This window comes from Paenibacillus piscarius, assembly GCF_022234545.1.
Lineage (GTDB): Bacteria > Bacillota > Bacilli > Paenibacillales > Paenibacillaceae > Paenibacillus_AQ > Paenibacillus_AQ piscarius.
Window position 1 is genome coordinate 19,931 of sequence record NZ_JAIEUI010000018.1, and the last position, 25,564, is coordinate 45,494.

General features: G+C 46.8%; 23 protein-coding genes. 3 read left to right on the forward strand and 20 right to left on the reverse strand.

The window, feature by feature from the left end:
* Positions 1 to 13: 13 nt before the first annotated feature.
* Positions 14 to 349 carry a winged helix-turn-helix transcriptional regulator gene (locus K1558_RS23775; protein ID WP_238654360.1) on the reverse strand — a complete coding sequence of 112 codons (336 nt, stop codon included), beginning with the start codon at positions 347 to 349 and terminating at the stop codon, positions 14 to 16.
* Positions 350 to 454: 105 nt separating this feature from the next.
* Here K1558_RS23775 and K1558_RS23780 point away from each other — a divergent pair, with 105 nt between their 5' ends.
* A complete protein-coding gene (locus K1558_RS23780) occupies positions 455 to 835 on the forward strand; it encodes a RidA family protein (RefSeq protein WP_238654362.1) in 381 nt (126 codons plus the stop codon).
* Between the two features lie 340 nt (positions 836 to 1,175).
* On the opposite strand, the gene K1558_RS23785 is transcribed toward K1558_RS23780, so the two are convergent.
* Genes K1558_RS23785 through K1558_RS23800 form a run of 4 tightly spaced genes read right to left on the reverse strand, consistent with a single transcriptional unit; the run spans position 1,176 to position 3,952 of the window.
* Entirely contained in the window at positions 1,176 to 1,739 is a 564-nt protein-coding gene (locus K1558_RS23785; RefSeq protein WP_238654364.1) for a helix-turn-helix domain-containing protein, read from the reverse strand.
* A 50-nt stretch (positions 1,740 to 1,789) separates the two neighbouring features.
* Complete coding sequence (locus tag K1558_RS23790; RefSeq protein ID WP_238654365.1) at positions 1,790 to 2,494, reverse strand: transglutaminase-like domain-containing protein; 705 nt, start codon at positions 2,492 to 2,494, stop codon at positions 1,790 to 1,792.
* A 29-nt stretch (positions 2,495 to 2,523) separates the two neighbouring features.
* On the reverse strand, positions 2,524 to 3,288 hold the full coding sequence (locus K1558_RS23795; RefSeq protein ID WP_238654366.1) for an AraC family transcriptional regulator: 765 nt from the start codon (positions 3,286 to 3,288) through the stop codon (positions 2,524 to 2,526).
* A 34-nt stretch (positions 3,289 to 3,322) separates the two neighbouring features.
* Positions 3,323 to 3,952, reverse strand: a complete 630-nt coding sequence (locus K1558_RS23800) for a nitroreductase family protein (protein WP_238654367.1) — start codon at positions 3,950 to 3,952, stop codon at positions 3,323 to 3,325.
* Between the two features lie 110 nt (positions 3,953 to 4,062).
* Between K1558_RS23800 and K1558_RS23805 the strand changes: the two genes are divergently transcribed.
* A complete protein-coding gene (locus K1558_RS23805) occupies positions 4,063 to 4,425 on the forward strand; it encodes a winged helix-turn-helix transcriptional regulator (protein ID WP_238654368.1) in 363 nt (120 codons plus the stop codon).
* Positions 4,426 to 4,439: 14 nt separating this feature from the next.
* Here K1558_RS23805 and K1558_RS23810 read toward each other — a convergent pair whose 3' ends face one another.
* The 4 genes from K1558_RS23810 to K1558_RS23825 all read right to left on the reverse strand — a co-directional run bounded on the left by K1558_RS23810 (position 4,440) and on the right by K1558_RS23825 (position 12,125).
* The gene (locus K1558_RS23810) at positions 4,440 to 5,201 is read right to left on the reverse strand and encodes a DUF3600 domain-containing protein (protein ID WP_238654369.1); all 762 of its coding nucleotides are present in this window, start codon (positions 5,199 to 5,201) and stop codon (positions 4,440 to 4,442) included.
* The gene (locus K1558_RS23815) at positions 5,191 to 5,775 is read right to left on the reverse strand and encodes a sigma-70 family RNA polymerase sigma factor (RefSeq protein WP_238654370.1); all 585 of its coding nucleotides are present in this window, start codon (positions 5,773 to 5,775) and stop codon (positions 5,191 to 5,193) included. The genes K1558_RS23810 and K1558_RS23815 overlap by 11 nt, the downstream gene beginning before the upstream one ends.
* 244 nt (positions 5,776 to 6,019) lie before the next feature.
* On the reverse strand, positions 6,020 to 6,460 hold the full coding sequence (locus K1558_RS23820; RefSeq protein ID WP_238654372.1) for a hypothetical protein: 441 nt from the start codon (positions 6,458 to 6,460) through the stop codon (positions 6,020 to 6,022).
* Between the two features lie 106 nt (positions 6,461 to 6,566).
* The gene (locus K1558_RS23825; RefSeq protein WP_238654374.1) at positions 6,567 to 12,125 is read right to left on the reverse strand and encodes a DUF8202 domain-containing protein; all 5,559 of its coding nucleotides are present in this window, start codon (positions 12,123 to 12,125) and stop codon (positions 6,567 to 6,569) included.
* A gap of 355 nt (positions 12,126 to 12,480) precedes the next feature.
* On the opposite strand from K1558_RS23825, the gene K1558_RS23830 reads away from it, so the two are divergent.
* Positions 12,481 to 13,395 (forward strand): AraC family transcriptional regulator, encoded by a 915-nt coding sequence (locus K1558_RS23830; RefSeq protein ID WP_238654375.1) that lies wholly within the window; start codon positions 12,481 to 12,483, stop codon positions 13,393 to 13,395.
* A gap of 341 nt (positions 13,396 to 13,736) precedes the next feature.
* Here the strand turns inward: K1558_RS23830 and K1558_RS23835 are convergent, their stop codons facing one another.
* From K1558_RS23835 to K1558_RS23885, 11 genes are all read right to left on the reverse strand, one after another.
* Complete coding sequence (locus tag K1558_RS23835; RefSeq protein ID WP_238654377.1) at positions 13,737 to 14,732, reverse strand: helix-turn-helix transcriptional regulator; 996 nt, start codon at positions 14,730 to 14,732, stop codon at positions 13,737 to 13,739.
* A 44-nt stretch (positions 14,733 to 14,776) separates the two neighbouring features.
* Positions 14,777 to 15,274 carry a DinB family protein gene (locus K1558_RS23840; RefSeq protein ID WP_238654378.1) on the reverse strand — a complete coding sequence of 166 codons (498 nt, stop codon included), beginning with the start codon at positions 15,272 to 15,274 and terminating at the stop codon, positions 14,777 to 14,779.
* A gap of 97 nt (positions 15,275 to 15,371) precedes the next feature.
* Positions 15,372 to 15,695, reverse strand: a complete 324-nt coding sequence (locus tag K1558_RS23845) for a DUF2834 domain-containing protein (RefSeq protein WP_238654380.1) — start codon at positions 15,693 to 15,695, stop codon at positions 15,372 to 15,374.
* A 34-nt stretch (positions 15,696 to 15,729) separates the two neighbouring features.
* On the reverse strand, positions 15,730 to 16,170 hold the full coding sequence (locus K1558_RS23850; protein WP_238654382.1) for a hypothetical protein: 441 nt from the start codon (positions 16,168 to 16,170) through the stop codon (positions 15,730 to 15,732).
* 28 nt (positions 16,171 to 16,198) lie between these two features.
* The gene (locus K1558_RS23855) at positions 16,199 to 18,790 is read right to left on the reverse strand and encodes an ABC transporter permease (RefSeq protein ID WP_238654384.1); all 2,592 of its coding nucleotides are present in this window, start codon (positions 18,788 to 18,790) and stop codon (positions 16,199 to 16,201) included.
* Positions 18,787 to 19,470, reverse strand: coding sequence for an ABC transporter ATP-binding protein (locus K1558_RS23860; protein ID WP_238654386.1), 684 nt, complete (start codon positions 19,468 to 19,470; stop codon positions 18,787 to 18,789). The genes K1558_RS23855 and K1558_RS23860 overlap by 4 nt, the downstream gene beginning before the upstream one ends.
* A gap of 24 nt (positions 19,471 to 19,494) precedes the next feature.
* Positions 19,495 to 20,433 (reverse strand): VanZ family protein, encoded by a 939-nt coding sequence (locus tag K1558_RS23865; RefSeq protein ID WP_238654388.1) that lies wholly within the window; start codon positions 20,431 to 20,433, stop codon positions 19,495 to 19,497.
* A gap of 101 nt (positions 20,434 to 20,534) precedes the next feature.
* A complete protein-coding gene (locus tag K1558_RS23870) occupies positions 20,535 to 21,536 on the reverse strand; it encodes a sensor histidine kinase (RefSeq protein WP_238654390.1) in 1,002 nt (333 codons plus the stop codon).
* The gene (locus K1558_RS23875) at positions 21,537 to 22,220 is read right to left on the reverse strand and encodes a response regulator transcription factor (protein WP_238654392.1); all 684 of its coding nucleotides are present in this window, start codon (positions 22,218 to 22,220) and stop codon (positions 21,537 to 21,539) included. It abuts the gene before it with no gap.
* Between the two features lie 273 nt (positions 22,221 to 22,493).
* On the reverse strand, positions 22,494 to 23,243 hold the full coding sequence (locus tag K1558_RS23880) for a class I SAM-dependent methyltransferase (RefSeq protein ID WP_238654394.1): 750 nt from the start codon (positions 23,241 to 23,243) through the stop codon (positions 22,494 to 22,496).
* Between the two features lie 58 nt (positions 23,244 to 23,301).
* On the reverse strand, positions 23,302 to 25,545 hold the full coding sequence (locus tag K1558_RS23885) for a U32 family peptidase (protein ID WP_238654396.1): 2,244 nt from the start codon (positions 25,543 to 25,545) through the stop codon (positions 23,302 to 23,304).
* Positions 25,546 to 25,564 lie beyond the last annotated feature (19 nt).

Consider the following 25,564-nt stretch of genomic DNA (forward strand, 5'->3'; position numbering starts at 1 on the left):
GAATGGGTGGACCTCACCGGTTCTGTGCTCCCCACTCGCACAGCTGCTCCAACACTGGCAGCAGTGTCTGCCCTTTCGGTGTCAGCGAGTACTCCACTTTGGGCGGAATCTGCGGATACTCCACGCGCTTCACCAGCCCGTCAGCCTCCAGCTCCTTAAGCTGCGCGCTGAGAACCTTGTACGTCACCGCTCCGAGTTGTCTCTGCATTTCGTTGAAGCGAATCGACGGTTTGGCGGACAGCAGATACAGAATCGCCATCTTCCACTTCCCGCCGATCACCGACAGCGTATAACCGAACGGCGTGTCTTGGACCACCGTCTCCTTGCCCTTCAGATCCGAAATGCCCATGTTCACACTATCCTTTCGGATAGTAGCCCACTTCTTTGTGCGTACTATCCCTTTGTTTTTGCTCAGTCTATAATAGCTTTACTTTGAAGTAAAGGGGCTAGAGCAATGACAACGATTCGAACGTACAACCATAATCTCTGGGATCATGGAATCTCGCAGGGGTACCTTGTGGACAACACGCTGTATATCTCGGGACAGTTCTCCCATGATACGGAGGGCAGCTTCGTCGGAGCAGGCGATATTCAGGCACAGATGACGCAGACGCTGAAGAATTTGGATACCGTGTTACAAGAGTTCGGAGCAACCAAGGATAATCTGGCTTACGTGGAGCTGTATCTGACGAATGCGCAGGAGCACGGGGAAACCGCGATCGGACTGTTCAAAAGCTATGTCGGAGAGCACCGGCCGGCAGGGAGCATGATCGGGGTGACTTACCTGGCATTTCCGGAACAGTGGGTAGAGGTGCGGGCTGTGGCGCATTTATGAATCTGTGCACCTGGATAACGAGGAATACATGTGAATTAATTTCTCATATAAAAATAGGAGAGTCAGACCTGTCACAGGTCTGACTCTCACCTCTCCGCTTTATCACTAACGATTCAGGTAAACACTGCTCCTCAAACCTTCTATGGCAGCAACCCCATATACATAAGCTCGGACGGATTCGCAGGGTTGTGGCCCAAGCCGACCCGGTCTCCAGCACGCGGAATTTGGATTTTCGATACGAGCGTTTCTAGTGTCTTCTGATACGTGCTCCCATCGCTCTCTGTCACATTCAACACGAGGACAAGGATCGGATCGAAATTAATGAGCTTTCCCGTATCCGTCACAGAGTCCCCGGTTCCACAAGCGCGATTAGGCGGTTCACATCATCCAGCACGTTGTAATAAAGGCTTTTGGAGCGGAAATACTGGATTTTATATAGCAGAAGCGCTTTTTTTAAGGGTAATGGCAGACCGACTTCGTCAGGCTTTCCGTACTTCTCCAAATAATGATTCAGGTAGGATTGATGCAAGTAGTCGTAAGCGGTCTGATCGTTGATCTGCTGATAATAAACGGCTTTCATAAGGGCCGTCGTTAACTCTACAACGAGCGCATCATCCCGATCGTCCAGAGCATCCACATAGCTTTCGGATACCGCCCCCCCGGACATGGTCTGGAAAATGTGCTCCGCCCGCTTCAGCGCCTGCTCATCCGTAGTGGCTGCGGCGGTCAAATAACTGACGGGGACGCCTAGACGGCCCGCAATATGCTCCGCCAAATCGTCGGCCAACGGATACCTGCCTGCTAATATATTGGCAAAATGAGCCTGAGTAACAAGTCCCTCCACGAGGTCTTTCCTCGATATTTGCTTTTTCTTGCACAGAAGCTCGATACGTTCCTTGAGCATAAGACTCCCCTCTGCCTTCTTAAACCTATATATCACTCCATTTTATCAAATTATCCTTCCTCCCGCCTGATGTGATCCACATTCCGGTTCATCAGATGCCGGACCACCCTGCTGTAAATTATTTTCTTGAACGCGCTGAGTCCTTGCGGATGAGCCGTGAAGAAGGCATCGGGGCTGTCGTAAATACCGAAATCCTGAACGATGCCTTCTTTTTGCACGTAGGTATCATTTTCGTTCCAATAGATATCCGGCTTTTGAAAATTATTGGTCGCAACACCATACCCGCAAAATGAACCCGTACACTGCTCAAATTTTTGCTGCAGCTTGGTCAAATAGGGGACATCCAGTATAAATCCCTCAATATTTAGCCACTTGCCTTCATATAGCACTTCTACCCAGCTATGAATGATCTCCCGGGGGGACAATTGGTAATACCACCCCTTTATGGCCCCCTTTTGCAGCTTCTTATCAATGGTAAATCCATGCATACGGCAGGGCACGCCCACAGCTCTTAGCAGCGCCATAAACAGCACACCCTTTGTATTACACTGGCCGTAGCCATCTTGCAAGACTTCCGAGGCCGGAATATCATCCGCCCGGTTATAGCCGAACCGGATTTCGTCACGGACATAGTTATAGATGCCGAGAATCTGGTCCTTCCTGGACATCGAATCCCACCGGCGGCTGTGAACAATTTGCTGGATCAGCGGGTGAGAATAGTTCAGCAAATCAGTTTCTTTCAAATATGCACTCATGGAACACACCTCCTGCACCCATTGTACGGTTAATGCAGGCTGGAAACTTTTAAAAAGACGCTATCTTTACGGATATCCTTCGCCGTCATGCCCAGCAACTGCTTGCTGGTGGCAGCTAAGTGGGACGGACTGTCAAAGCCTGCGGCCATCGCCGCATCCGTAATGCTGTGCCCGGCAAAAATGAAATAGGTCGCCTTCTGCAGCTTGTGCAGCACCATGTAGCCGCTTAGTGAAATACCTGTATTCTCTTTGAAGAGATGCGACAATCTGCTGTTGGACAAACCTAACTGCCGGGCATATTGACTTACGGAGTGTTCGGAGTCGGTGCAATCTTTGATGAGCCGAATGAACTCTCTTATTCTCGGATCAACAATAGCGGTGTTCACCTGCTGTACGCCCAATAGCCTCATGAGCTGTCCCAGAAAAGAACGATAGCTGTCCGGGTCCTGAACGCCGGCATACTCTTGTTGCACAAATTTGCGAATGCTCTTCATCATTCCTGGCGGAAACACATAATACCGCTGCCCCTCCAGAACCCGCTTAAAGCTTGCAGCCAGCTCAGAGGTGCTGTCGATCAGAAGGAGCATCAACGGGTGTCCCGCCTCTTTTAACCGGTGAACGACATTCGAGTTGATAATCATGCCTGGACAACGCAAGCTTAGCCCCTCTACCTCAATGTCAAATTCACCCGTCAATGAGAACGTCACCTGCACAAAAGAATGCCGGTGCTCTTCCGCATCAATCGAATCGGACACCACCATCAAATGATGCTCCGCTCCATATAAATTCATCATGTTCTAATCACTCCAGGCTTATTTCCTTATAAAATCACGAAGGTATCCGATCTATAAACGTTATATCCTCAACATCATGTCTTACAGTAGAGTGACCCGCTTGAATCCCTCTGCCCACACTTAATAACATAATGTCTTCATAGTGCCGGGGAATATTGAGCTCTGCAAAAAGGGCAGCTTTATCATAACCTGACATCGTGATGGTCTGGTACCCTTTTTCGTTCAAAATAAGGACTAAGCTCATTGCAGCCAAACTACCATCGCGGACCAGCTCTTTTATATAATCCTGATTAGACATGTTTCGATAATATCCAATCGCTGCATTGGTTAAATATGTTTTCGTCTCTTGAGTGAAATAGCCTTTCTCCAAAGCCTGCTCTTGAATAGCTTGGATATTCTCAGCATGAAAAGCACGGTAATCTCCCAGGATCAAAATCAAATAACTTGAGGTTACAACCTGCTCCTGGTGATATGCAATGGGTTTAACTTTAGCGCGCAGCTCCTTATCTTCGATGATTAAATAGCGTGTACTCTGAATGTTATTTCCGTTTGGTGATTTGGCTGCCAGTTCAATCGCATCAAGTATTTCCTTTCTCTCAATCGTATAGTTAGGATCATAATGTCTGACTGATTTCCTGTGTAAAATAATATCCTGTACACTCATTTTAACGCCCCCATAGCTTAGATTTGCTATAATCATCTTATCTGGAGCGTCTGGAATTGAAAATACTGCACTTTATAGTCACTAGGTTACTTCCAAGTAAGGAGGATATCATGAATAAAATAAATACAGGATTTGATGTGGTACAAAATATCATTAGCGGCAAGTGGAAAAGCATTATCCTGTATCAACTGGGATATGAGCCAAAGCGCACAAAAGACTTGCTCAAGATTTGTGAAGGCGTCTCGCATAAAGTTTTAAACGAACAATTAAAGCAACTGCAACAGGACGGATTAGTTCATCGGGCGGTCTATGCAGACGAGGTTCCCATTAGAGTAGAATACACCATAACAGACTATGGCCGGACACTGCTTCCGTTATTGCAAGAAATGTGTGATGCGGGCGATAACCATCTTAAAAGAGAGGGAACCCCCGCAGGTAATCATGCAGTCTGCGAACATTCTAAATCCCAGTGATCGAAACAGGAATGCTAAGAGCCTGATTTTATCATTAAGTCTAGCTTATCAACATAAGGGGTGAGCGCCTTCAATAACTCTTCTTGATTCTGTATCTCTTTAGTGGAAAGCCGGTCCATATGGACACTTCCATCGGAATCAGTTACCTTGGCACTATAGCCTTGAAGCTCAACTATTATTGGTTTAATCTCCCTAAACTCCTGTTTAGTAAGCCTCTGCTCAGCTTTTTCAAGCAAGCTATCCCAGAAGGCAACCCGATCTGCATCAGATGCCCTTGCCTTAGGGGCTTCCATTTCGTTCAATTTATTGAAATAGGGTTCAAGCTCCGTCTGTAATTTCTTGTATGCCTTCTGTTCTTCCGGATCAAGCTGTTCCAAGTGAAAAACGCCTGCGGCATCTGTCGCTAACAGATTGTAACTGCCCAATTCCTTCAGCAATGACATCACGCTGGTCATTTCTTTCTCGCTAAAAACGTGCTTCATACTTTGCAGTTTAGTCTCGAACTCCTCATATTTTTGCCCGGTCACCCCAATGGTAGCTGCTGCTTCTTTAGAACCATATACACCATCTGCCAAATAATGATAGCCAGCAAACGCTCCAGTTGGAATGATTAATGTAGCTGCCAGAACAACTGCCACGAGCCACTTCCTTTTCATTCGTCTTCCCACTTGTACGGTTATGGTCTGATTTAGTATTTTTTCCCTCAGCTCCGGTGGGGCCTTTATATTTCTTGCCTCTTCCTGCAGGACTATTCGTAACTTTTCATTAAAATTCATGCAGATCCTCCACCTTTCCCTTATAAAGGGATTGATTCTCTGGCTTGTGACGTAACTTGCGCAGTGCAGCATGAATCCGGGATTTCACGGTACCGAGAGGGATACCCAGGATCGCGGCGCTTTCTTCCTGTGATAATTCATTTAAGTAATGCAGAATGATCACCTGCTTCAGCTTATAGGGGAGGTTTTCTACACTGGCAAGTAAGGATTTATGAGAAATCCTATCCACAACCTCACTTGTAAATTCAGGTTCCATTCCCAAATTGACCTGCTCTGCCTTTTTGAGAATTCTGAGCTGCGTCCATCTCTTTCTTCGATAGGCATGGATTTGCCGCATTGCTACTCCCATAAGCCACGGTCTAAAGGGACGGCTGACATCAAATTGTTCAAGGGATCTGCGCATTTGAATATAAATCTCCTGAACAATATCATCCACCTCAGATTTTTGGCGAACGAGGAAATGCACGGTTTGATATACATCCTTGATCGTAGCCTCATATAGCTCATTGAATGCTTCACTACTGCCGGCTAGCGTAAGTATAATGAGCTGAGAATAATCTTTTGGATGATCCATCCTTCCCCCTCCTTCGGCCTTACACTATATATTGGTCAATAAAGAATATTTCGTTCGATTTTTTTATTAACACATACTCATGGTTATTCCTGAACATCGGCTAGTCGCGGTTAGAATGTACTTGTGTATGGTTCAGCTTAACGGATCTATTGGCGAAAAATGCACAAGGGAGCTGCCATTGGCCAGCTCCCTTGTGCTGTAATTTTGACTTATCTTATTCTCATTCAGGACAGAAACATCCTGGTTACGGAAAATCCAGCTCATCATCGACGACACGGAATATTTCCCTTGTCCGCTTCGGGTACCGTGAATCCAGCTCCTCCCATTGCCGCTTCGGTAAAATCAGAAATTCGTGCGTATCCGAAAAATACGAGGCCTCAAACAGCCGGATTTCGTATTGGTCCCGGATCAGCTCCTGAAAGCCGCGAATCGTGATATAGCGGTCTTGTCCGGTAAAGGTAAGCGGAATCGAATGCAGTTGTCCATTGTAGGTAACGTCCAGTCCTTTGTCCGTAGACGTCACCCCGACCGTTTCATCCGGCAGCCGCTTGCCGAACAACCGGACGATCTCCTCGTCCTCTTCTCTCCAATCTACAGTGACGCTGTACGTAAAAGCAAATTGCTCAAGCTGCTGCTCATCTCCCTCGGATAACAATGTCAGCTCGCTGTCGCTCGGCACTCTCATCCCAGTGTCCTCCCTGTGTTTACTCACAAAAATCCCTCTAGAGCTCATCTCTAGAGGGATAAACATAACTCTATATTATTCTTTACTACCACTCTAACCGTTTCTATTACTTATCAATCAGTTCGGTTACTTTGAGCATTCTTGCGATCAAGGCTGTGACTTCAGCACGTGCCATTTGTGCTTTTGGATCAAGGGATTTAGGTCCAGTGCCTTGGAGTATTCCCGCCTGGATCAGCTGAGCAACATCGCCTTGTGCCCAAGCCGCTACGCTTGTTCCATCCGTATAAGAGGCCAATGTAGAAGCGATCTTCTCTTGACTTGGTACATCTTCGGATTGAATTAAACGGTACGCACGGGCAATCATTGCGAATCCTTGCTCTCTCGTAATTTGCTGACTGCCTTTGAAGTTACCGTCATCATAACCACGAACGATATCAAATTCATTGGCAATCGCTACAGAGTCTTTGTACCACGCAGAAGCAGGTACATCGGAGAAATCAGCTTGCGTTACATTTTGACGCATTAAGCCTAGTCCAGTCACTACAATCTCTGCAAACTCAGAGCGGCTTACACTCCGGTTAGGCGAGAAGGTGTTATCTCCGTTGCCCTTCAGACTCAATCTTGCTGCAATGTTGTTGACATCCGCTTTGCCCCAATGGGTTCTTACATCAGCGAAATCCTGAGGATTCCAGATCACCGAGTAAGTACCACTGCTGCGCAGATCATTAATAAGCGCAAAATACCGGTTATTGATCTTCGTAACCACCGTTGGCACATGGAATACAGTGCCGTCCGGGTTGACGATAACGCCTGTTGTAATCCGATTCGGGTCAATGCCTTCCGGAAGAGCAATGCTTTTCGGCGCATAACCTTTCAATAATCCTGCTCTATCTGTTTTCCCGTCATGCATAAAGCTCAAATCGAGATCAACGGGATGTACAAGTAATTCATAGCCGGTCAGAGCTGCCTTCTCGCGGGCAAGCTTCGTCACATCGTCTGCAGAACGTTTGATCTTGATGTTCACGGCGATATTGCTAATTGGCGCGTTGCCGAACTGTCCGCTAATCGCGTTCACATCAAGCTGTCCTGCAGGAACCGGGTAAATCGCCAGCACGTCTTCAATGTCCAGGCTGGACCCGCTATCAGCAATCTTCTTCAGATCTTCCAGCGTCAGACCTTGAACTTCGACATCACCATTACCCGGTACGCGGATGCCGAGTTTATGTCCCGTACCGTCTGCAATAAAGCTGGCAAGTTTATTCGGATCGATAGTAACCGTCGCTTGGTCTCCATTTGGTGTTACCATGCCCGTGGCAAACGATTCATTCGAACCGTTGACGGTAGTTATAATGCTCGTATTGTCCGTCGTCGGAGGGGTAGGTGGAGTTGGTGGAATGTAGGTTCCCGAATTGCCTCCACTGCCGTCGCTGCCACCGCCATTATCGCCGCCGGAGTTGTCGCTACCAGGAGCTTTCTCTCGCACGATGATATAGATGTATTCATTGATCAGCTCACCGGCTGTATTATAGACACCGACTCTGATCTCATTCTCACCTTCATTAAGCGGAAGCTTATTCCACTCGTCAGAAGGATACCCTACCTTGTTCACCGTGATTTTCACCTGAGTGTCGTCTGGATATTTTGCGACTGGATTCAGGCTGATACCGTAAACATCATTGGTTACTGTGCCCTTATAGTTCTTGTTCTGATTTGGATCGAATTCAGGCGTTAATGGGATATCTTTACTGCCGTCATTCGTTAAACCAACCAGGTTTATTTCTTGCAGCTCTCCATTCGTTACAATGAGATCATCCAGTGACTTTTGTAGCTCAGCCAGCGCCTGATCTACCTGAACCTGCGTAGCTGCTGGATCGTTCAGCACATCATTGGCTGCGGTCAGCTCGAGCTCCAGCTTCGACCAGCTTTCTGCCGTGTACTCTTTCTCGTTGAGTGCGCCCGCCTCAGTTACCTTACCTTCCAGAGCCGTCTTATCGACCTTGATCTTCTCCAGTTGGCCGATCGCGTCGGTCAACTTGGTCACTGCTGCATCTACTTGTTCCTGCGTAGCATTCGGATTGTTCAGCACGGTGTTGGCTTCTGTAAGCTCAAGCTCCAGGTTCAACCAGCTTTCTGCCGTGTACTCTTTCTCGTTGAGTGCGCCCGCCTCAGTTACCTTACCTTCCAGAGCCGTCTTATCGACCTTAATCTTCTCCAGTTGGTCGATCGCGTCGGTCAACTTTGCCACCGCTACATCTACTTGTTCCTGCGTAGCATTCGGATTGTTCAGCACGACGTTGGCTTCCGCAAGCTCAAGCTCCAGGTTCGACCAGCTTTCTGCCGTGTATTCTTTCTTATCCAGCTTGCCTGCTTCGCTTACTTTACCTTCAAGAACGGTTTTGTCGACCTTAATCTTCTCCAGTTGGCCGATCGCTTCGGTCAACTTTGCCACCGCTGCATCTACTTGTTCCTGCGTAGCATTCGGATTGTTCAGCACGGTGTTGGCTTCTGTAAGCTCAAGCTCCAGGTTCAACCAGCTTTCTGCCGTGTACTCTTTCTTATCGAGCTTGCCTGCTTCGCTTACTTTACCTTCAAGAGCGGTTTTGTCGACCTTAATCGTCTCCAGTTGGTCGATCGCTTCGGTCAACTTGGTCACCGCTGCATCTACTTGTTCCTGCGTAGCATTCGGATTGTTCAGCACGGTGTTGGCTTCTGTAAGCTCAAGCTCCAGGTTCAACCAGCTTTCTGCCGTGTACTCTTTCTTATCGAGCTTGCCTGCTTCGCTTACTTTACCTTCAAGAGCGGTTTTGTCGACCTTAATCGTCTCCAGTTGGTCGATCGCTTCGGTCAACTTGGTCACCGCTGCATCTACTTGTTCCTGCGTAGCATTCGGATTGTTCAGCACGGTGTTGGCTTCTGTAAGCTCAAGCTCCAGGTTCAACCAGCTTTCTGCCGTGTACTCTTTCTCGTTGAGTGCGCCCGCCTCAGTTACCTTACCTTCCAGAGCCGTCTTATCGACCTTGATCTTCTCCAGTTGGCCGATCGCGTCGGTCAACTTGGTCACTGCTGCATCTACTTGTTCCTGCGTAGCATTCGGATTGTTCAGCACGGTGTTGGCTTCTGTAAGCTCAAGCTCCAGGTTCGACCAGCTTTCTGCCGTGTACTCTTTCTCGTTGAGTGCGCCCGCCTCAGTTACCTTACCTTCCAGAGCCGTCTTATCGACCTTGATCTTCTCCAGTTGGTCGATCGCGTCGGTCAACTTGGTCACCGCTGCATCTACTTGTTCCTGCGTAGCATTTGGATCGTTCAGCACGGTGTTGGCTTCGGCAAGCTCGGTCTCTAGATTCGCCCAGCTCTCAGCAGTGTACTCTTTCTTATCGAGCTTGCCTGCTTCCGTTAATTTACCTTCAAGAGCGGTTTTGTCGACCTTGATCTTCTCCAGTTGGCCGATCGCGTCGGTCAACTTGGTCACCGCTGCATCTACTTGTTCCTGTGTAGCATTTGGATCGTTCAGCACATCGTTGGCTTCTGTAAGCTCAAGCTCCAGGTTCGCCCAGCTTTCTGGGGTGTACTCTTTCTCGTTCAGCGTACCCGCTTCATTCACCTTGTTTCCAAGAGCGGTCTTATCGACCTTCAATACGGTATATGGTACTGAATCTGACGCTTCTGAATCCACATAAGCATCATTGTCCGATTTCGCATTTACCGTTACCTCATAGCTGCCGGGTTGCAGTCCCAATGTCGACAAATCGAGTTCTGTTCCATATACGGCTTGGGTTACACTGGTGCCGTCACTTAACTTCACCGTTACTTCATAATTGTCTGCATGATCTACTGGACCCCAGGATAGCATGTCCTTATCCAATTGAGCATTAGGCTTCGCAAGCTTTGATATATCCTTGTCAAAAGCATCTACAGGAACTCCGTTACTTCCCTTCAGGTTGCCTTTTCCGTTATAGGACACAGTTACCGTCTTGCCGGCAATGTCTGTTCCGGATGGTAATGTAACAATCAGTTTTGTGTGGTCAGCCGGATCAACCTTAATACTAACCTGCGCAATCGGTACCTCTGTACCATCGATTTCAATTGAGAAACCAGTTGAATCAGTTAACACCACATTTTGATCAAAAGTGAAGACAATTTGCTTATTATTTGCTGTAGCTTGATCAAGCATCGCACTTATCAGCTTAGGGGCTGGCGCTGCAATCGTGAAGTATGATCCATTATTCAAATCTTCACTGCTAAGCGTTGCTTTACCGTCAACTAACTCATAGAACTTGTCCTGATCATTGAATTGATCATCTGCACTGACAACTAAATATAAAGGCCATTGTTCAGCTGTTTCTACTCTATCTACTTGGAATGTAATCTGAGCAGGTAACTCTGTTGCTGAATCTTGGTCTGCCCAGTTGGTCTTCTCCACTTTGTAAATGCGTGCAGTATGCTTTAGACTTTCATTGTCTTTATCGATTGGGTTAATGAACTCGGTGCCAGCCCCATTATCGCTAAAAACAAAAAATGATTTGTCATTAGCAATCTCTTTGGTATTCTCTTCATTAGAATTAGCTACCGTAGCTCCTAATGCAATCGTTACGTTGGCGTCGGTATCTTGAGATTTCGATTGTTTCTGGTCCAATGCCCCTTTATCGTCACGCCCGATTCCGGTGATCCGGTTGCCATAGCCCTGATTATTAGCTGCAGTCCACATTGTAGAGGATTGCCCTGAATCGTTACTACTAGTGACATAATCGATCAGTTGGCCATTTGCACCTTTCAAGGATAGACCATACTTCAAAGCGAGGTAACTGTTCACCTTATGGCGCTCAGTCTCACTTAATTTTTTGTTGAATACAATAACTTCGGAGATGGAGCCGTTAAACCGGCTATAGTGACCTGCACCGATGTATACTTTATTACCAGCGGCAAAAGTAAAATCAACTTTATGTTGATCTCCGGTACCGTTAATCGGACTTAACTGTTTCCCATCCAAAGAGAAAGACCATTGATCTTTGTTGAGATTCCCAGAGTCTTTTGCACTCCATATATTCATAACCCGTGTTTTCTTCAAGTCGTAGCCTGTAACATCAATGTCTTTGTAAGAATCTGTTCCAAAATAGGTGCGAATCAGCTTCCCCGATGTACTTCCATAGATAGATTTGATATCATTTACATATTTACCGCCTAAATCCCAAGGAAATCCACCAAAATCGTTGCTTGCTTGAACCGAGAACACTTCACGTTCTGTGTCCTGTATAGTACCTACAGAAGGTTTTTTGAAATAGGTAGTAGCCGAAGTCACCTGAATAGCAGGATTATAGTTCACAGCATTAGCGCTATATGGAATAATTCGGTTGGTTTCATTTCGGTCCCATACTCCATTAGTGCCCCCTTCATTAATAGCCAAATCTTGCAGCTTGGTGACCTGTCCATTCTCAGGCTCAGCGCTCTTGCCTACATCTACCCAAGAGATCAATCCATCATTTACTCCCACCCCGCCAGGAGCAGGTGGGGTTGCCGCTGTACTGTCATCTCCATCACCTGCTACAAAATCCGAAGCATCAGCGTAGCTCACTGAAGTTCCGAAGCTTAATCCCATGCCTGTGAAAACAAGAGTAAAAATTAGAAAAATAATTCCAATTTTCCGCAAATTCATGTTGTTGCTTACCATTTAGTTCATCCCTTTCTGAAACCATTTTGGTATGTAGTAGCACTCTAAATGCAAATGCGCCGAATCTTATGACATACCTCACAATTGTAAAATAGGGACCTATACAATTTCTAAACAATTGTCGAAATTTGTGAAGGTGGTGCTCCGCACTCATTTCTACATTAAAAAGCAAAAGAAACCCAAGGTCTTTGAATGACCTGGGTTTCTTGTTTGAGCTTCCGGATACACTTGCAAATACGATGGCGCGGGGCTGAGTCGTCAGGTCCTCAGTATTGGATTGTCCAATAAGAGCAGAATCCGTCAAGTTCGCTCTTCTGTACCTGTGCTATGCTTGAAGGCAAGGAGGTGCATCCATATGCACGCATGGGAAGCCATTCAAAAAACATTGGATTATATGGAAGAACGCATCAGCGAAAACCTGGAGATCGATGATTTGGCCGCTATTGCTGCTTTATCCCCATTTTATTATCAAAGGTTATTCTCTCGTCTAGTGAAGAGACCTGTCCGGGAGTACATCCGCTACCGGCGTCTTGCAAATGCCTGTGAACCGCTGAGCTGCAAGGAAAATCGTATTCTGGACGTAGCTTTGGAGTGGGGATTCGGCAGCCATGAGGGCTTCACCCGAGCTTTCAAAGAGACCTACGGCATGACGCCGGAGCAATACCGGAACCATCCGGTAAGGCTGAACCAGCTTGTCAAACCGGATTTGAGTCTGAACAACACGATGATCGATGAAGGAGTGCCGTTGATCAGCGATGGTCTGATTCTGGAGATTAACCGGAGAACGTTGGAGCAACCTATCATGTTTATTGGTTTGAGCGACTATGTTCCCATTGATAGCCAGATACCTCCTGGAGAAGCTACCGGGGTGGACGTGCCTGGAGAGGTGTGGAGACAATTTCACGAGCGTAAGGGCAGCATAAACCGGCTTCCTGCAGGCCGAGAGCTGGGAGTAGCCTTTATGGGGGATGCTCCCAGCGGCAGTTTCACCTATTTTGCCGGAGCAGAGGCGTTACCGGATGCAGACTCCGGGGAGTTCAAGATATGGCAGTTGCCTGACCGGGAATATGTGGTTTTTGGCTTCGAGGCGGAGAATTTCGAGGAATTGGTAACTTCCGCTCTCTACAAGGCGCTCAACTATAGCGACCTGTGGCTAAAAAAGCACCGCATGGTCAACATGCTCTATGTACCTGAGCTATATTACAAAAGTACCCCGGAAGTAAGCTATATGGAATTGTGGATTCCCGCAGACAAGCAGCAAGAAGGTTAGGAGGTTAGGAATCCATCTCCGGCATGTTGATGTCCAGCAGGATAAGATCCGGTTGCTGTTCAACCTGCCGGAACACCTCTTGGCTATTTTGGCGGTCATGACCTCATAGCCTGCGCTGTCTGTAACAGCAGGTTTTGGGCTCAATTCGGGCTCTTTATACGTCTAACCCCTTGCCGCCAACGGGACGGAGCCGAACCGGTTCTGCGCCTGCGATCAAAGGACGTGCGCGTTGAATGACGGCAAGTACTTCTTCGTTCTTGAGCGAGCCGGCATGAGCTTCTGCATCGCTCCACAGCTCCGTGACCCAGATCGTATCAGGGTCATCTTTTCATATCCACTTTTCATCCCTTTTTATCCGCTGATTTTATTTGCATCGCTTCGTAGTGTTTATACATTTCGAGGCTGACCTCAGCCATTCGATCGATTAGTATTTGCGGCTCAAGTATCTTGAGAGACCTCCCGTACGAAAGAAGAAAGTACGGAACATATGTCCGCAGCGACAGTTCCCCTAGCTTAAAAAGAGCTTCGCCAGGCTGCCTGCGTTCGATCAGCGCATGACCAAACAGCCAATGCTTGCACAGATCGTTAAGCGCGTGTTCATGTCCCTGAAGCCTTACGATGACTAGCGTCTCGGCTTCGAGCGAACCTGGAAGTAAAGAATGCAAGAGGAAATCCCTCGCAGAAAAGGCAGCCGGACGTTCGAAGCAGGTATCCGCCGCCTCCAAACGGACGATGCGGTCCACCCGGAAGCTTCGGATCTCTTGCCGCAGCCGGCAAAACCCTATAGCGTACCATATCCCTTTCCAATGCACGATACCGTAGGGGTCGAGGACCCGATGGCTTGGAGTAAGCTCCGCTCCTTTGGCATAGTCCATGTTCAGCGACTCTCCCCGGGCTGCGGCCTCCTCTAACCTCTTCAGCAATTCGAGCTCTCTCGCGTCCGTGGGTGTCTGGATGACGGTAAGCCCGCTGCTATGTCTATTCATCCGCTCAAGCTGCTCTTCATTCGTGTATCGCTTCAGCTTATCGACCGCCCGGGAGAGCGCATCCGTGAACGGATAACCCGCTTCCCGTGCGAAGACCGATGCATGTACGAGCGCCTTCTGCTCTTCGGAATCGAAGAGCAGCGGAGAGTCGACGAATTCACCGAGAAGCCGGTAACCGCCGTTCGGGCCAGCATCGGCAATAATCGGGGCACCGCTCGCGCACAGTGAATCAATGCACCGGTATACGGTGCGGACATGAATCTCCAAATCGTCCGCAAGCTGTTGCGCCGTCACCCGCTTTTCTGAACGAAGCAACCATAGGATGGACAGCATATTATCCGCTTTTGACAAACCGTTATTCACTCCCTAGACCATTTGTTTCATTGTAAAGCAACTTAGATTAAAGGTGCTATCCCTTTCTCGACCCAAGTATCGTAAGTCGGACCGTAAACATCAGGTGTTCGAAGTCCGGCCTGGCGCATGAGCACGGTCATCTGTCCGCGATGATGCGCTTGGTGCATGATCGTATAACGAAGGGAACCTCCGCTCTGCCAAGCTTCTTCTTGAATCATGACCGACTCGCGCAAAGATTCGTCACTCCACTGCGTTCGAACCGCGTTCAGCAGATTCTTGCTGATCCGCCGATACTCCGAAGCTATAAATGCAGCAGAATCCGGAGCTTCTTCGCCTCCCGAGGGACCTTCGAACGTGAGCCCCAAAGCCGCCATGTAGTGCAGCGATTGAACCAGATGCCAAGCAATTTGTCCAAGCGTTCGCCGGCCTTCGATAACCTCCTGTCCAAGAGAATTATCCGTAAGTGCATCCAGCACAGTAGCGGTTAATTCCGCCTCGCTAGTCCATTCCGCAGCAAAGTCTTCAATTTTTGCGAACATTTTTGTTCCTCCAGTCCATTATTGGCTAACACACGACAAGCATACAAAAAAAACACTGACAGTTACGGTCAGTGTTTTTGAATCAATCTGAAAAAATTTATTGGGAGGCATGTTTCTCCAAGTGTAATTGCCGAGGAAACAAAAACAAGGGAAGACCCAGTGAAGGACCTACCAGTAACGTACCTGCAACCGGCAGCCATAAATATTTCATTCTCTTTCGGGTACCCTCTACCACAATGAATCCTATAAGCACGATCGCGGTCACTAAAACATCCATCCATGCAAAAGCCCCGATACGATTAGTGGTTATGGCTTCAAAGAGGAGAGGCACATCGAGGCCGTTGCGCACGACCCAGGGAATGAATTGCGAATAGGGCAGAACGAGTCCAAGCAAAGATAATACTCCGTAAAAGTACTTCAATTATGACCCTCCACTATTTTATGATTTGGGAAAGTTACGGAAAATCCAGCTCCTCATCGATGACACGGAATATTTCCCTGCTCCGCACCGGATACCGGGCATCCAGTTTTTCCCACTGCCGCTTCGGTAAAATCAAAAATTCGTGCGTGTCTGAAAAATAGGAGGCCTCAAACAGCCGGATTTCGTATTTGTCCCGGATCAGCTCCTGAAAGCCGCGAATCGTGATGTAGCGGTCTTTGCCAGTAAAGGTAAGAGCAATTGAATGCAGTTGTCCATTGTAGGTAACATCCAGCCCTTTGTCCGTTGAGGTCACCTCAACCGTTTCATCTGGAAGCCGTTTACCGAACAACCGGACGATCTCCTCGTCCTCTTCTCTCCAATCTACAATGACGCTGTACGCAAAAGTAAATTGCTCAAGCTGTTGCTCATCTCCCTCAAATAGCACTGTCAGTTCGCTGTCGCTTGGCATCTTCATCCCGGTATCCTCCTTTTATGTTAGGTAATCATATATTCTCTTGCTTTAATGCATCAATAATATCCTCCTTTTTTATTTTCGCTCCGGAATACACAACCGCAGAGCTGACAATGACAAATACACACACAATGACAGACAGAATGCTCATCCAGGGCAGGGTGAACCCGTAGCTGAATTTGTTCGCAAATGCTTTATAGATCAGAACCATCACGGCGAAACTGACAGGAAGCCCATATAAGAGCGACTTGACCCCATAATATACACTCTCATAGTTCAGCATTTTTGCAAACCCCTTTGGCGTCACGCCTACGGATTTCAGCATCGCAAATTCCCGTTTGCGAAGAGCCAGCCCTGTTGAGATCGTATTAAAGATGTTCGCAACGGAAATCACAGAGATTAATACGATAAAACCGTAAGAAAAGACGTTCATCAGCAGAATCTTTTGTTCTTCTCTTATTCTGAATTGATATACATTGTAGACATTCAGATGGGTCTCATTCATCGCTTCAATTTCTTGCTGCGTTTTCACCGGTTCCGTGCTTTTCAAATGGAGGTACATCGAAGCGTTAGCCAGCTCCCCGCTGTCTGCCAGCCGCTTCATGACGTGTTCCGACACGATCATATTTAACCCGCCTAAGCCTACCGGGCTCATCCCCATCGGTGCCTTATCCGTCAATGCAGCAATGATCACTTGATTTGTCTTCGCTTCTTCCCCGCCCGCTTTAAAAAAACTCGTTAGCTCAATAGGTTGTCCGATATTCGCATATATGGACTTCGTCTGAATATATTTCCCCGTATCTATATCTTTGTAATGAATCGTATCCATCACGATTGCGGCGGGATGATCCATATCCGTAAGCTGCTCGTAATCTGCGTGAACCTCGCTGGCATAGGCTTGCAGGCTCGAATCATTCAGTGCATAGAGCTTAATTTCGTAAGGGTATTTCCCGTCTTGCAGCATACTCCTATCCTGCTTAACCTTCTCCTGCAATTCGTCGGCGATGCTTGCTGCATCGACCCAAGCGCTCCTGACGAACTCATGACTCACGTTGTATTCCGTGACGCCATCCAGAGATACAAGCGATTGTACCAACCGGTCATCTAGTCTTTCGCCATTACTGGACGACAATTCAATATCGTAATTGACGCCTTCCAGCGACAATGCCAGAGATTGTGTCAGGCCAGCCGTGAAAAACGATATCGTCAAAAACAAAACGATGCTGATGACAAGCGAAAAAAGAATAACATGATGTCTTCGTTTGTTCCTTTTTAAGTTTTTCAGCCCGATTTCTGCTTCAATTCCGAAGAGCTTACGAATGATCTTCGGCGTCTTCACTGCTTTGACCGTAAGCTTTACGTCCGTGGTTTGGCGAATCGCGTCCATGGGAGATACCCTGGAGGCTTTAACCGCCGGGAGATACGCCGAAACGAAAATCGTCAGCATCGAAACAAGACAAGTCATCAAGAGCATTAAAGGCGTGACGATAAGCCTCAGCTTTTCACTGGTCCATAATGCCCCTTCAATCATTGTGTACAGGAACGAAAAGGTGATTCCGATTCCGGCAAGACCGCATAAGATGCCAATGGGAATGCTGATCAAACCAATGACGATCCCTTCAAAGAATACGGAATTTCGCTTCTGCCTCTTCGTCGCCCCCACGCTCGCGAGCATCCCTAAATAGCGGGAACGTTCCGAGACGGATATCGCAAAGGCGTTATAGATGAGTCCAACCGAGCCAATGATAATGATCCCCAGAATGATTGCCGATAATGAGAACATCATGCCGGATGAGGCTCCGCTGCTGGACAAGCCATAATAATGAAGCAAATCATTATTATATTGGATAGTCTTAATTTGGTTCTTCTCAGCCAGCTTCTCCGCATGTGCGAACAAGAACGGATTGACCTGCTGCAAGACCACCGACGCATCGACCCGATCGTCCCCCCCGATGATTTGATCATCGACATAGCTAATGATCGTATAAGCCGGGGCCCAAGCCTTTTCCGACAACGGAGGTTTAATGAAACCTACCACCGTATAATCCCTAATTACGCTATGCTGTAATGTCTCCGTCAATGTGCCGTCTTTCCTGCGCAGCGGTGCCGTCTGATCCAGGGGATGATCGCCCCCTTGTTCAAACCGGTCGCCGACGCGAAGCGTCAGACGGTCGCCGATTTCGTACTTCACCTTGCCACTTGCTGCAACAGACTCAGAGATCACAACCTCCTTGTCCGTGTGCGGAAGACGTCCCTTGCTTAATTCAATCTGAAATTGTGTGAACCCATGCTTATCATATTCCTGGATGAACAAGTACGGCTTATTGGAATTTTGTCCCCCTTCTAATGGGGCATATCCAAGGTCTCTTGTGACGGCAACCGTCTTGGTTGCATCATCGCCCTGTATCGCTGCAAGCTGTTTCTTGGTTATATCCTGATACTGAATATGCCACTCCCCTGTATCTGAGATCGTTTGTCTGATCATTAAATCCGCAAAGGAAAAAATAAGCGTAATGACAGCGGTCATCATGGATACCGAAATAATTACGCCAAAAATAGTCACAAGTGTTCGTCTCTTGTTCTGCTTCAGATGCCGGATGGTTAATGTGTTGACAATATTCATCGCCTGATCACCTCGTTTTTGGCAATCCTCCCATCTTCAATCGAAATGATTCGGTCGGCTTGCAGGGCAATCCGTTCGTCATGCGTGATTACGATCAGGGTCTGATGATAGGTCTTATTCAGCATTTTTAATAAAACGATGATCTCGCTGCTATTCCTGCTGTCCAGATTCCCGGTGGGTTCGTCGGCCAGCATGATCGCAGGATTGCCGATGATCGCCCTGCCAATCGAGACACGCTGCTGCTGTCCACCGGATAGCTGATTCGGCAGATGGTTTAACCGATGCTGCAAATTTAGCGTATTCACAAGATCAGCCAATTGCTTTGGATCTACCTTTTGTTGATCCAGCAAGAGCGGCAGCGTAATATTCTCTTCCACCGTCAGGACGGGAATCAGATTGAAAAACTGGTAGATCAGCCCGATTTGCCTGCGTCTGAAGATGGCCAGCTGCGTTTCGTCCAAGGTATACATATCCGTATCCTGAACATACACTTTCCCGCCAGTCGGCCGATCCACACCGCCCAGCATATGAAGGAGCGTCGATTTCCCCGATCCGGAAGGTCCGATAATTGCGACGAATTCACCTTTTTGGACCGAAAAGGAAACATCATCAAGCGCCTTCACCGCCGATTCGCCTGTGCCGTATACTTTGGACAAATTCTCAATGGTTAAAATCTCCATTCCCGTCCCTCCTTCCCCAGATGCTCAATCCCAGGAATAGACCATCTCTCTATATCCAACATCCCACAGGGTTTCATTCCCCTCAATGGTTATCTTAAGCTCATTAGCCCCGGTGAGATAAAGAATCCTATTATCCGGCTCATGGAGCTGATCTCCTGCAGATACAGACAGGAGCTCATTCCCGTCAACGGTAACCTTAAGGCTGCCCTGAAAATCCTTATGATCAGGAATTCCATAATTCAAGCTAAAATACAGCTCCCCCTTATTGCCTAGCGAATACGTATAGGTTTCCTTCTTTTTACCTTCCATGCCATACACATTGTACTCGGGTGTCACGTCTTGACCGCCAATCTTAAAACTGCCATGTTTGGTTCCCGTTATTCGATTTCCGGTACTATCTTCCCATTCGTTTATCGCTACAAAGGGGCCCAATTCTTTGGTGAACACTTGATCCACTACTCCGAAGACCCCCCACACGCCGAGCATTAATACAGCACTGGCAATTCCCGTAGCAGTGATATTTCTCCAGTAGTTTTGTGTACGGAAGCCAATCTTGTAGCCCCCGAATCCAATAGCAGCGCCAACTGAGTTTGTTATGACGTCATTCATGTCAAAGCTGCCGAGGAATGTTAGGGCCTGGATGGTCTCCAGCACGAGAATGGACAGGATAAACCCTGTCATGAAGCGGACAAAGCTGGTGCGGTATAACAACGGAAACAGTATGCCAAAAGGTATGAAGGCTGCAAAGTTTCCAATACCTACCAAGTCCATCACGGTCGGATGTAGAAGATCGGACAGACCCGGCACCCTAAAAAAATCGTCCGGCACAAAAATAAAGGTGTACTGATTGGAATAATCTACAGTATCCGCTCTGCCGAACGCAAAAAACATAAAATAAAGAATAATCATTGTGTAGCCTATCGTGATCATAAAAGTAATCTTGCGCTGCTGCTTCATTTGCATGGTTGTACCTCCATCGTTCATCTGATGAATATCATTTTACCTGTCCAAAATGACTTTACAGTGACGGTGGAGGTGACAGTTCAGTCACATACGGAGTGCTGTTAAATCACATGCTTATAAAATTTGATCCGAAACTCTGTACCCCTCCCGCTGTCGCTCGCTACATCAATCACACCGTTCTGGCTTGCAATGATGCTGTGAGCCATCGCCAGCCCTATACCGATGCTTCCTTCATTAGCATTCTTTCCTTTATAAAAACGTTTGAATACATAAGGCAAATCCTCTTTCGGAATGCCCTCTCCGTTGTCAGCAATAACGAGTTCCGTAAATAGCACGTTGTCGGAGAATGTGATGGTCATCGCACCGCCCTCAGGGGTATGCTCTACCCCATTCTTCAAAATATTGATAACCGCTTCAGCAGTCCAATGGAAATCGCCCTCAAAAGAGACGTTGTCATCCCCTGTGATGGAAACGGTCTGTCCCTTAATATCCATAGGAATCATAACCGGCTCCAGTGCCTTTTGGATTAGGGTTTTCATGTGTATTCGATCTTTTTTGAACGGGATCGTTCCCGTATCCATTTTCGCCAGCTTTAATAAGGACGAAACAAGCCAGTCGAGCCGTTCAAGCTGAATGCGGATATGATGGGTGAACTCCGTTCTTTTGAATGGAGGCAGATCAGGGGCGCTTAACAGATCTGCCATGACTGTCATAGAGGTGATCGGTGTTTTGAGTTGATGTGAAATATCGGAGATGGCATCGGTCAGTTGAAGCTTATCCTGCTGCAATAACGAACGATGCTCGGAGAGCATGCGTGTCACCTTGTATATATCATTCTTTAAGATGCTAAGCTCACCTTCCTGATTATCGCGGGGGTCAAGGGAGGCCTGTCCGCTGCTAATCTTCCGCAAATAGACGGACAGCTTCTCCAGCTCGTAATATCTTCGTTGAGTGAATAATAGAGCTGTGCCGGTAAGCAGCACGGATACCATAATAACCAGGGCTGCGGCGGCAGACGAAATGAAAGCAGCGATGACGATCGCCGATAAGCTGATCGAGCCCATGACGAGCAATAATATTAGATTTTCCCGATTGCGCAGCATCTAATCACCAACCTTATAGCCTAATCCGCGTACCGTTTTGATCAGAGCCGGCTGCTCCGGATGATCCTCCAGCTTCTCCCTCAGCCTTTTGATATAGACCGTTAACGTGTTGTCATTCACGAAGTCGCCGGCCACGTCCCAGATTTGCTCCAAGAGCTGATTCCTGGTGAGAACCTGTCCAACGTGGTTGCCAAAGATCAGCAATAAGCGGTATTCCAAGGCGGTTAGCGAAATTTCGTCACCGTTCTTATATACTTTGCCTTCCAGCGTATGGATGCGCACATTGTCAATGTCGATGACCGCTCCGGGTTGGGACAGCTTCTGGTATCTCCGCAAGACGGATTTGATCCTGGAGAGAAGCTCGCGGACCCGAAAAGGCTTGGTAATGTAATCATCGGCTCCCATATCGAGCCCCATCACGACATTGACCTCGTCATCAATCACCGTTAAGAAAATGACCGGAATATCCCGCCGTTCCTTCACCATCTTGCATAATTCGTAGCCTGTTCCGTCTGGAAGCTGTAAATCGAACAGACACAAGGTGAACTGATCGATGTCTTCGGCGAGCACCTTTCGGGCTGAAGCGGCATTATGGCAGAGAACCGTCCCATATCCCTCTTGCTGCAGTGAATATTCCAGTCCCGACGCGATCGTCTTATCATCTTCAACTAATAATATTTTCATCTGAAGGTCATCCTTATGATTGATTTTAGAATATTTAATGAATGAAAACATCCTCTTTGACCTCTTCCATGCTCCTGTACAATCGGTACACTGGTTGAGTAGAGCATTTCAGTTTTAGAGCGATATTTCTGGCTGTCAGTATCTCAAATCCCTCTTGTCTAGTCAACTCAAACGCTGCATTGGAAACCTGTTCTTTAGTGACCTCTGCTTTTGGAGGCATTTTTTTACGTACAACAAAGGGCCATCCCTCGGGGGATAGCCCTTGACGTTAGCTTATTTCTTTATACATTTGATGATAATTGTTGGAGGACTTAAACGTGCCTTCATCCCCGAATACCATTGAGCCGGTGAACTATCATCTGTCTCAGGAACCCGTGATTCTTCAATTACCCGTTCTATAAAAAAGCCGGCATTTGCAAGTTCATTTAATAATGTGCTGACTTTTCGATGGTGCATAATCACGGGTACTCTCCGCCAAGTTACCTGATAAGGTCCTTCGGAATGATAGGATTGAGCATAGGTTATTTTTCCATCATCATATATCAGCCTGCTTTGCATTGGATGTTCCCAACTAAATACAAATATCCCGCCGTTTTTTAATTTTTTGTAAATGTTAGATAGTGTCCGTGCTATATCGACTGTCCAGCCTAACGCATAAACCGAGAAGACGATATCAAAATATTCACTGGGCAAGTCATCTATGTTTTCCATAGACATTTGTTTTATATTCCCGGTCGTTCTATTTTCCTGGAGCAGCTCCTTAGCATAATTAACCTGAGTAGTCGATAAATCGATTCCCCAGACATCCCCTGCACCTCTGCTTGCCATGTATAAGAGCGAGTGTCCACTGCCACAACCAATCTCAAGTACTGTCTTGCCAGCAACATCACCTAGAAGATTTATTTCATCCTCTGTAGGTGCATATGGCCCATATTCCGGCAAAGCATGTATTCCGAAATATTGATCGGCTACTTCATCCCATCCTGCTTTGTTGATCTCAAGCATTCCTTTTCGATCTAGCATGACTTCCCTCCTATTGGTCTTCTTTAGTACATCTATTGTTACTACCTCCTTTGGCTGCCTACACAATCTCTTTATTAAAATGTCCTCTTGTGTCGGTTTCCGGATTAAAGACAGCATGATTCATTGAGCCATCTAATTTGCCTGAGGCCATATGAATGACCTCTACAACCTGCTCTTTAGATTCAACGGTGAAGTTTAACCGGAGCGCCTCGATTCCTTTGAGGTTTGGCAGCTCATCCAGCAGATTAAGCGTCTTCCCATTAAGAATAGTCGCTGTACAATCCTCATGGGAAAGGATCGGGAACGTTGCTTGCTCATCTTTTAACTCATAGCTCTTCGTTCTGCATACTCTGCATTGATTCATTTTTCGCATCGGACAATATTTGGTGAACATCAAAGGAGCCTTGCCATATACGATCATTTCCAGTGCAGGATAGCCGTCATTTGCTTCAACATAAGCGTTCATTAAATCTTCAATTTGGCTCTTATTCATTTCATAAGATAAAGTGACCCGCTTGGCACCTAATTTATATAGTTCATAGCAGCTAGTAGCATTAATAACATTTAGAGAATAGTCCGTAACGAACGGATTGGTTCCTCGGTAGTGATGAATTCCGCCATATCCTCCGATTAGCAGCTGCCCTTCTTTTTCCTGATAATCATTCTGATTTCTTCTAACCACATTGTCAAAATAGATTTCCATAATTCCACAGCTCACGCAAGCATCATACTGTTCCTGATTCGTTACGGTGGCCGTAAGATAGGGTTGTACAGGGGCGAAGCTTATTTTTTCTTTGACGGTCACAGCTTTGGTTCTTTTCTGCTGGCTGTTAAGCTTCAAGTCATATAAGCCTTGTACAATCTCTCTTCTTGCTGAATTTAACAGTTTCGCTGGAATAAAAGCATTGCCTTCCTCATAATCGATCTGATTCAGTTCGAAGATCGTATCATTTAGTCTGGAGAATTGCTTGATGACCTGCTCTTTGGTGGTTGGATTATTAATGGCTTCGCCTAGTATTTCCTCACTTTCATAGGAATAAGTAAAGCCCAAGCCCTCCGCTTCAATGAACAGCTTGGAAGCTGGATAAGCATATACTTTAAGGTCCAGGGTAAACCGCTTAAATTCCTTTTCCAGGGATGCTTCTAGTTCCTTGTGGTAGAAATAATCTTTCGTTTTACATACGACATCGCCTATAGACATCTGTTCTTTGATTTTGATATAGCAGACATCATTAGCTGTGTTGATTAAGTCACCGTCTTTATCGTACAGCTTGGCAACCGTCAAATTAATATCTTCATTGTTATGGCTTATCCGGATGGTATCGTTTTGATTTAAAGTACGTGTAAGTGTGATTTCATACCTGTCCTTCTCAATCCTGCTAATGGTTCCAATCTCATAACCAAAGTGATTAGGTCTTGCGGTGTTTGTAATATTCCTCCGGTCCTCATGGAACAAATATCCTTTGGTAAAGGTGCGATTGAATGTCTTTTTCAGATTTTCTTTGTCTTCTGCGGTGATTTTATGATCTAAGGCCATTCGATATTTGGATACCACATTAGCCACATACGTTGGCACTTTCATCCGGCCTTCTATTTTTAAAGAATCAATTTCTTTTAGATCATGAATGTAATCGATGGTGTTCAAGTCCTTAGTGGATAAAATATAGCTTTTGCCTAAAGATGTACCTGTTGTCTGATCCATCAGATCGTATTCCTTACGGCAGGAACCCACACATCTTCCGCGGTTTGCGCACCGAAAGCCGCTTAATCCTGACATTAGGCAGTTTCCTGAATAAGCTACACATAACGCACCGTGAACGAAAATCTCCAGAGGGATGTCAGCTACTCTTTTGATCTCTTTGACTGTTTCAATCTTAACCTCACGGGACAGAACCACTCTTTTCGCACCAAGTTCTTTGAATAATAAAGTTCCGTCCACATCGTCAATTCCCATTTGAGTGGAGCAATGCGCCTCCAGATCAAGATAGTTCTGCACGATATAATCGAAGGCAGCCAGGTCCTGGACGATAATGCCGTCCACACCGATTTCATTTAATTGGTCGATCTGCTCTTTCATCTCTTCCACTTCGTTCTCGAACACGATGGTATTCATGGCAACATAGATTTTAACGTCCCTCAGGTGCGCATACGTAACAGCCTCTTTTAACGTTTCCAAGTCAAAATTAGAGGAGTATGCGCGTGCACCAAATTTTTGCATGCCTAAGTATACTGCATCACAACCATTAGATATTGCAGCTTTCAAAGCTTCCATATTGCCTGCTGGCGCTAATAATTCTGTCATAAATGATCCTTACCTCCTG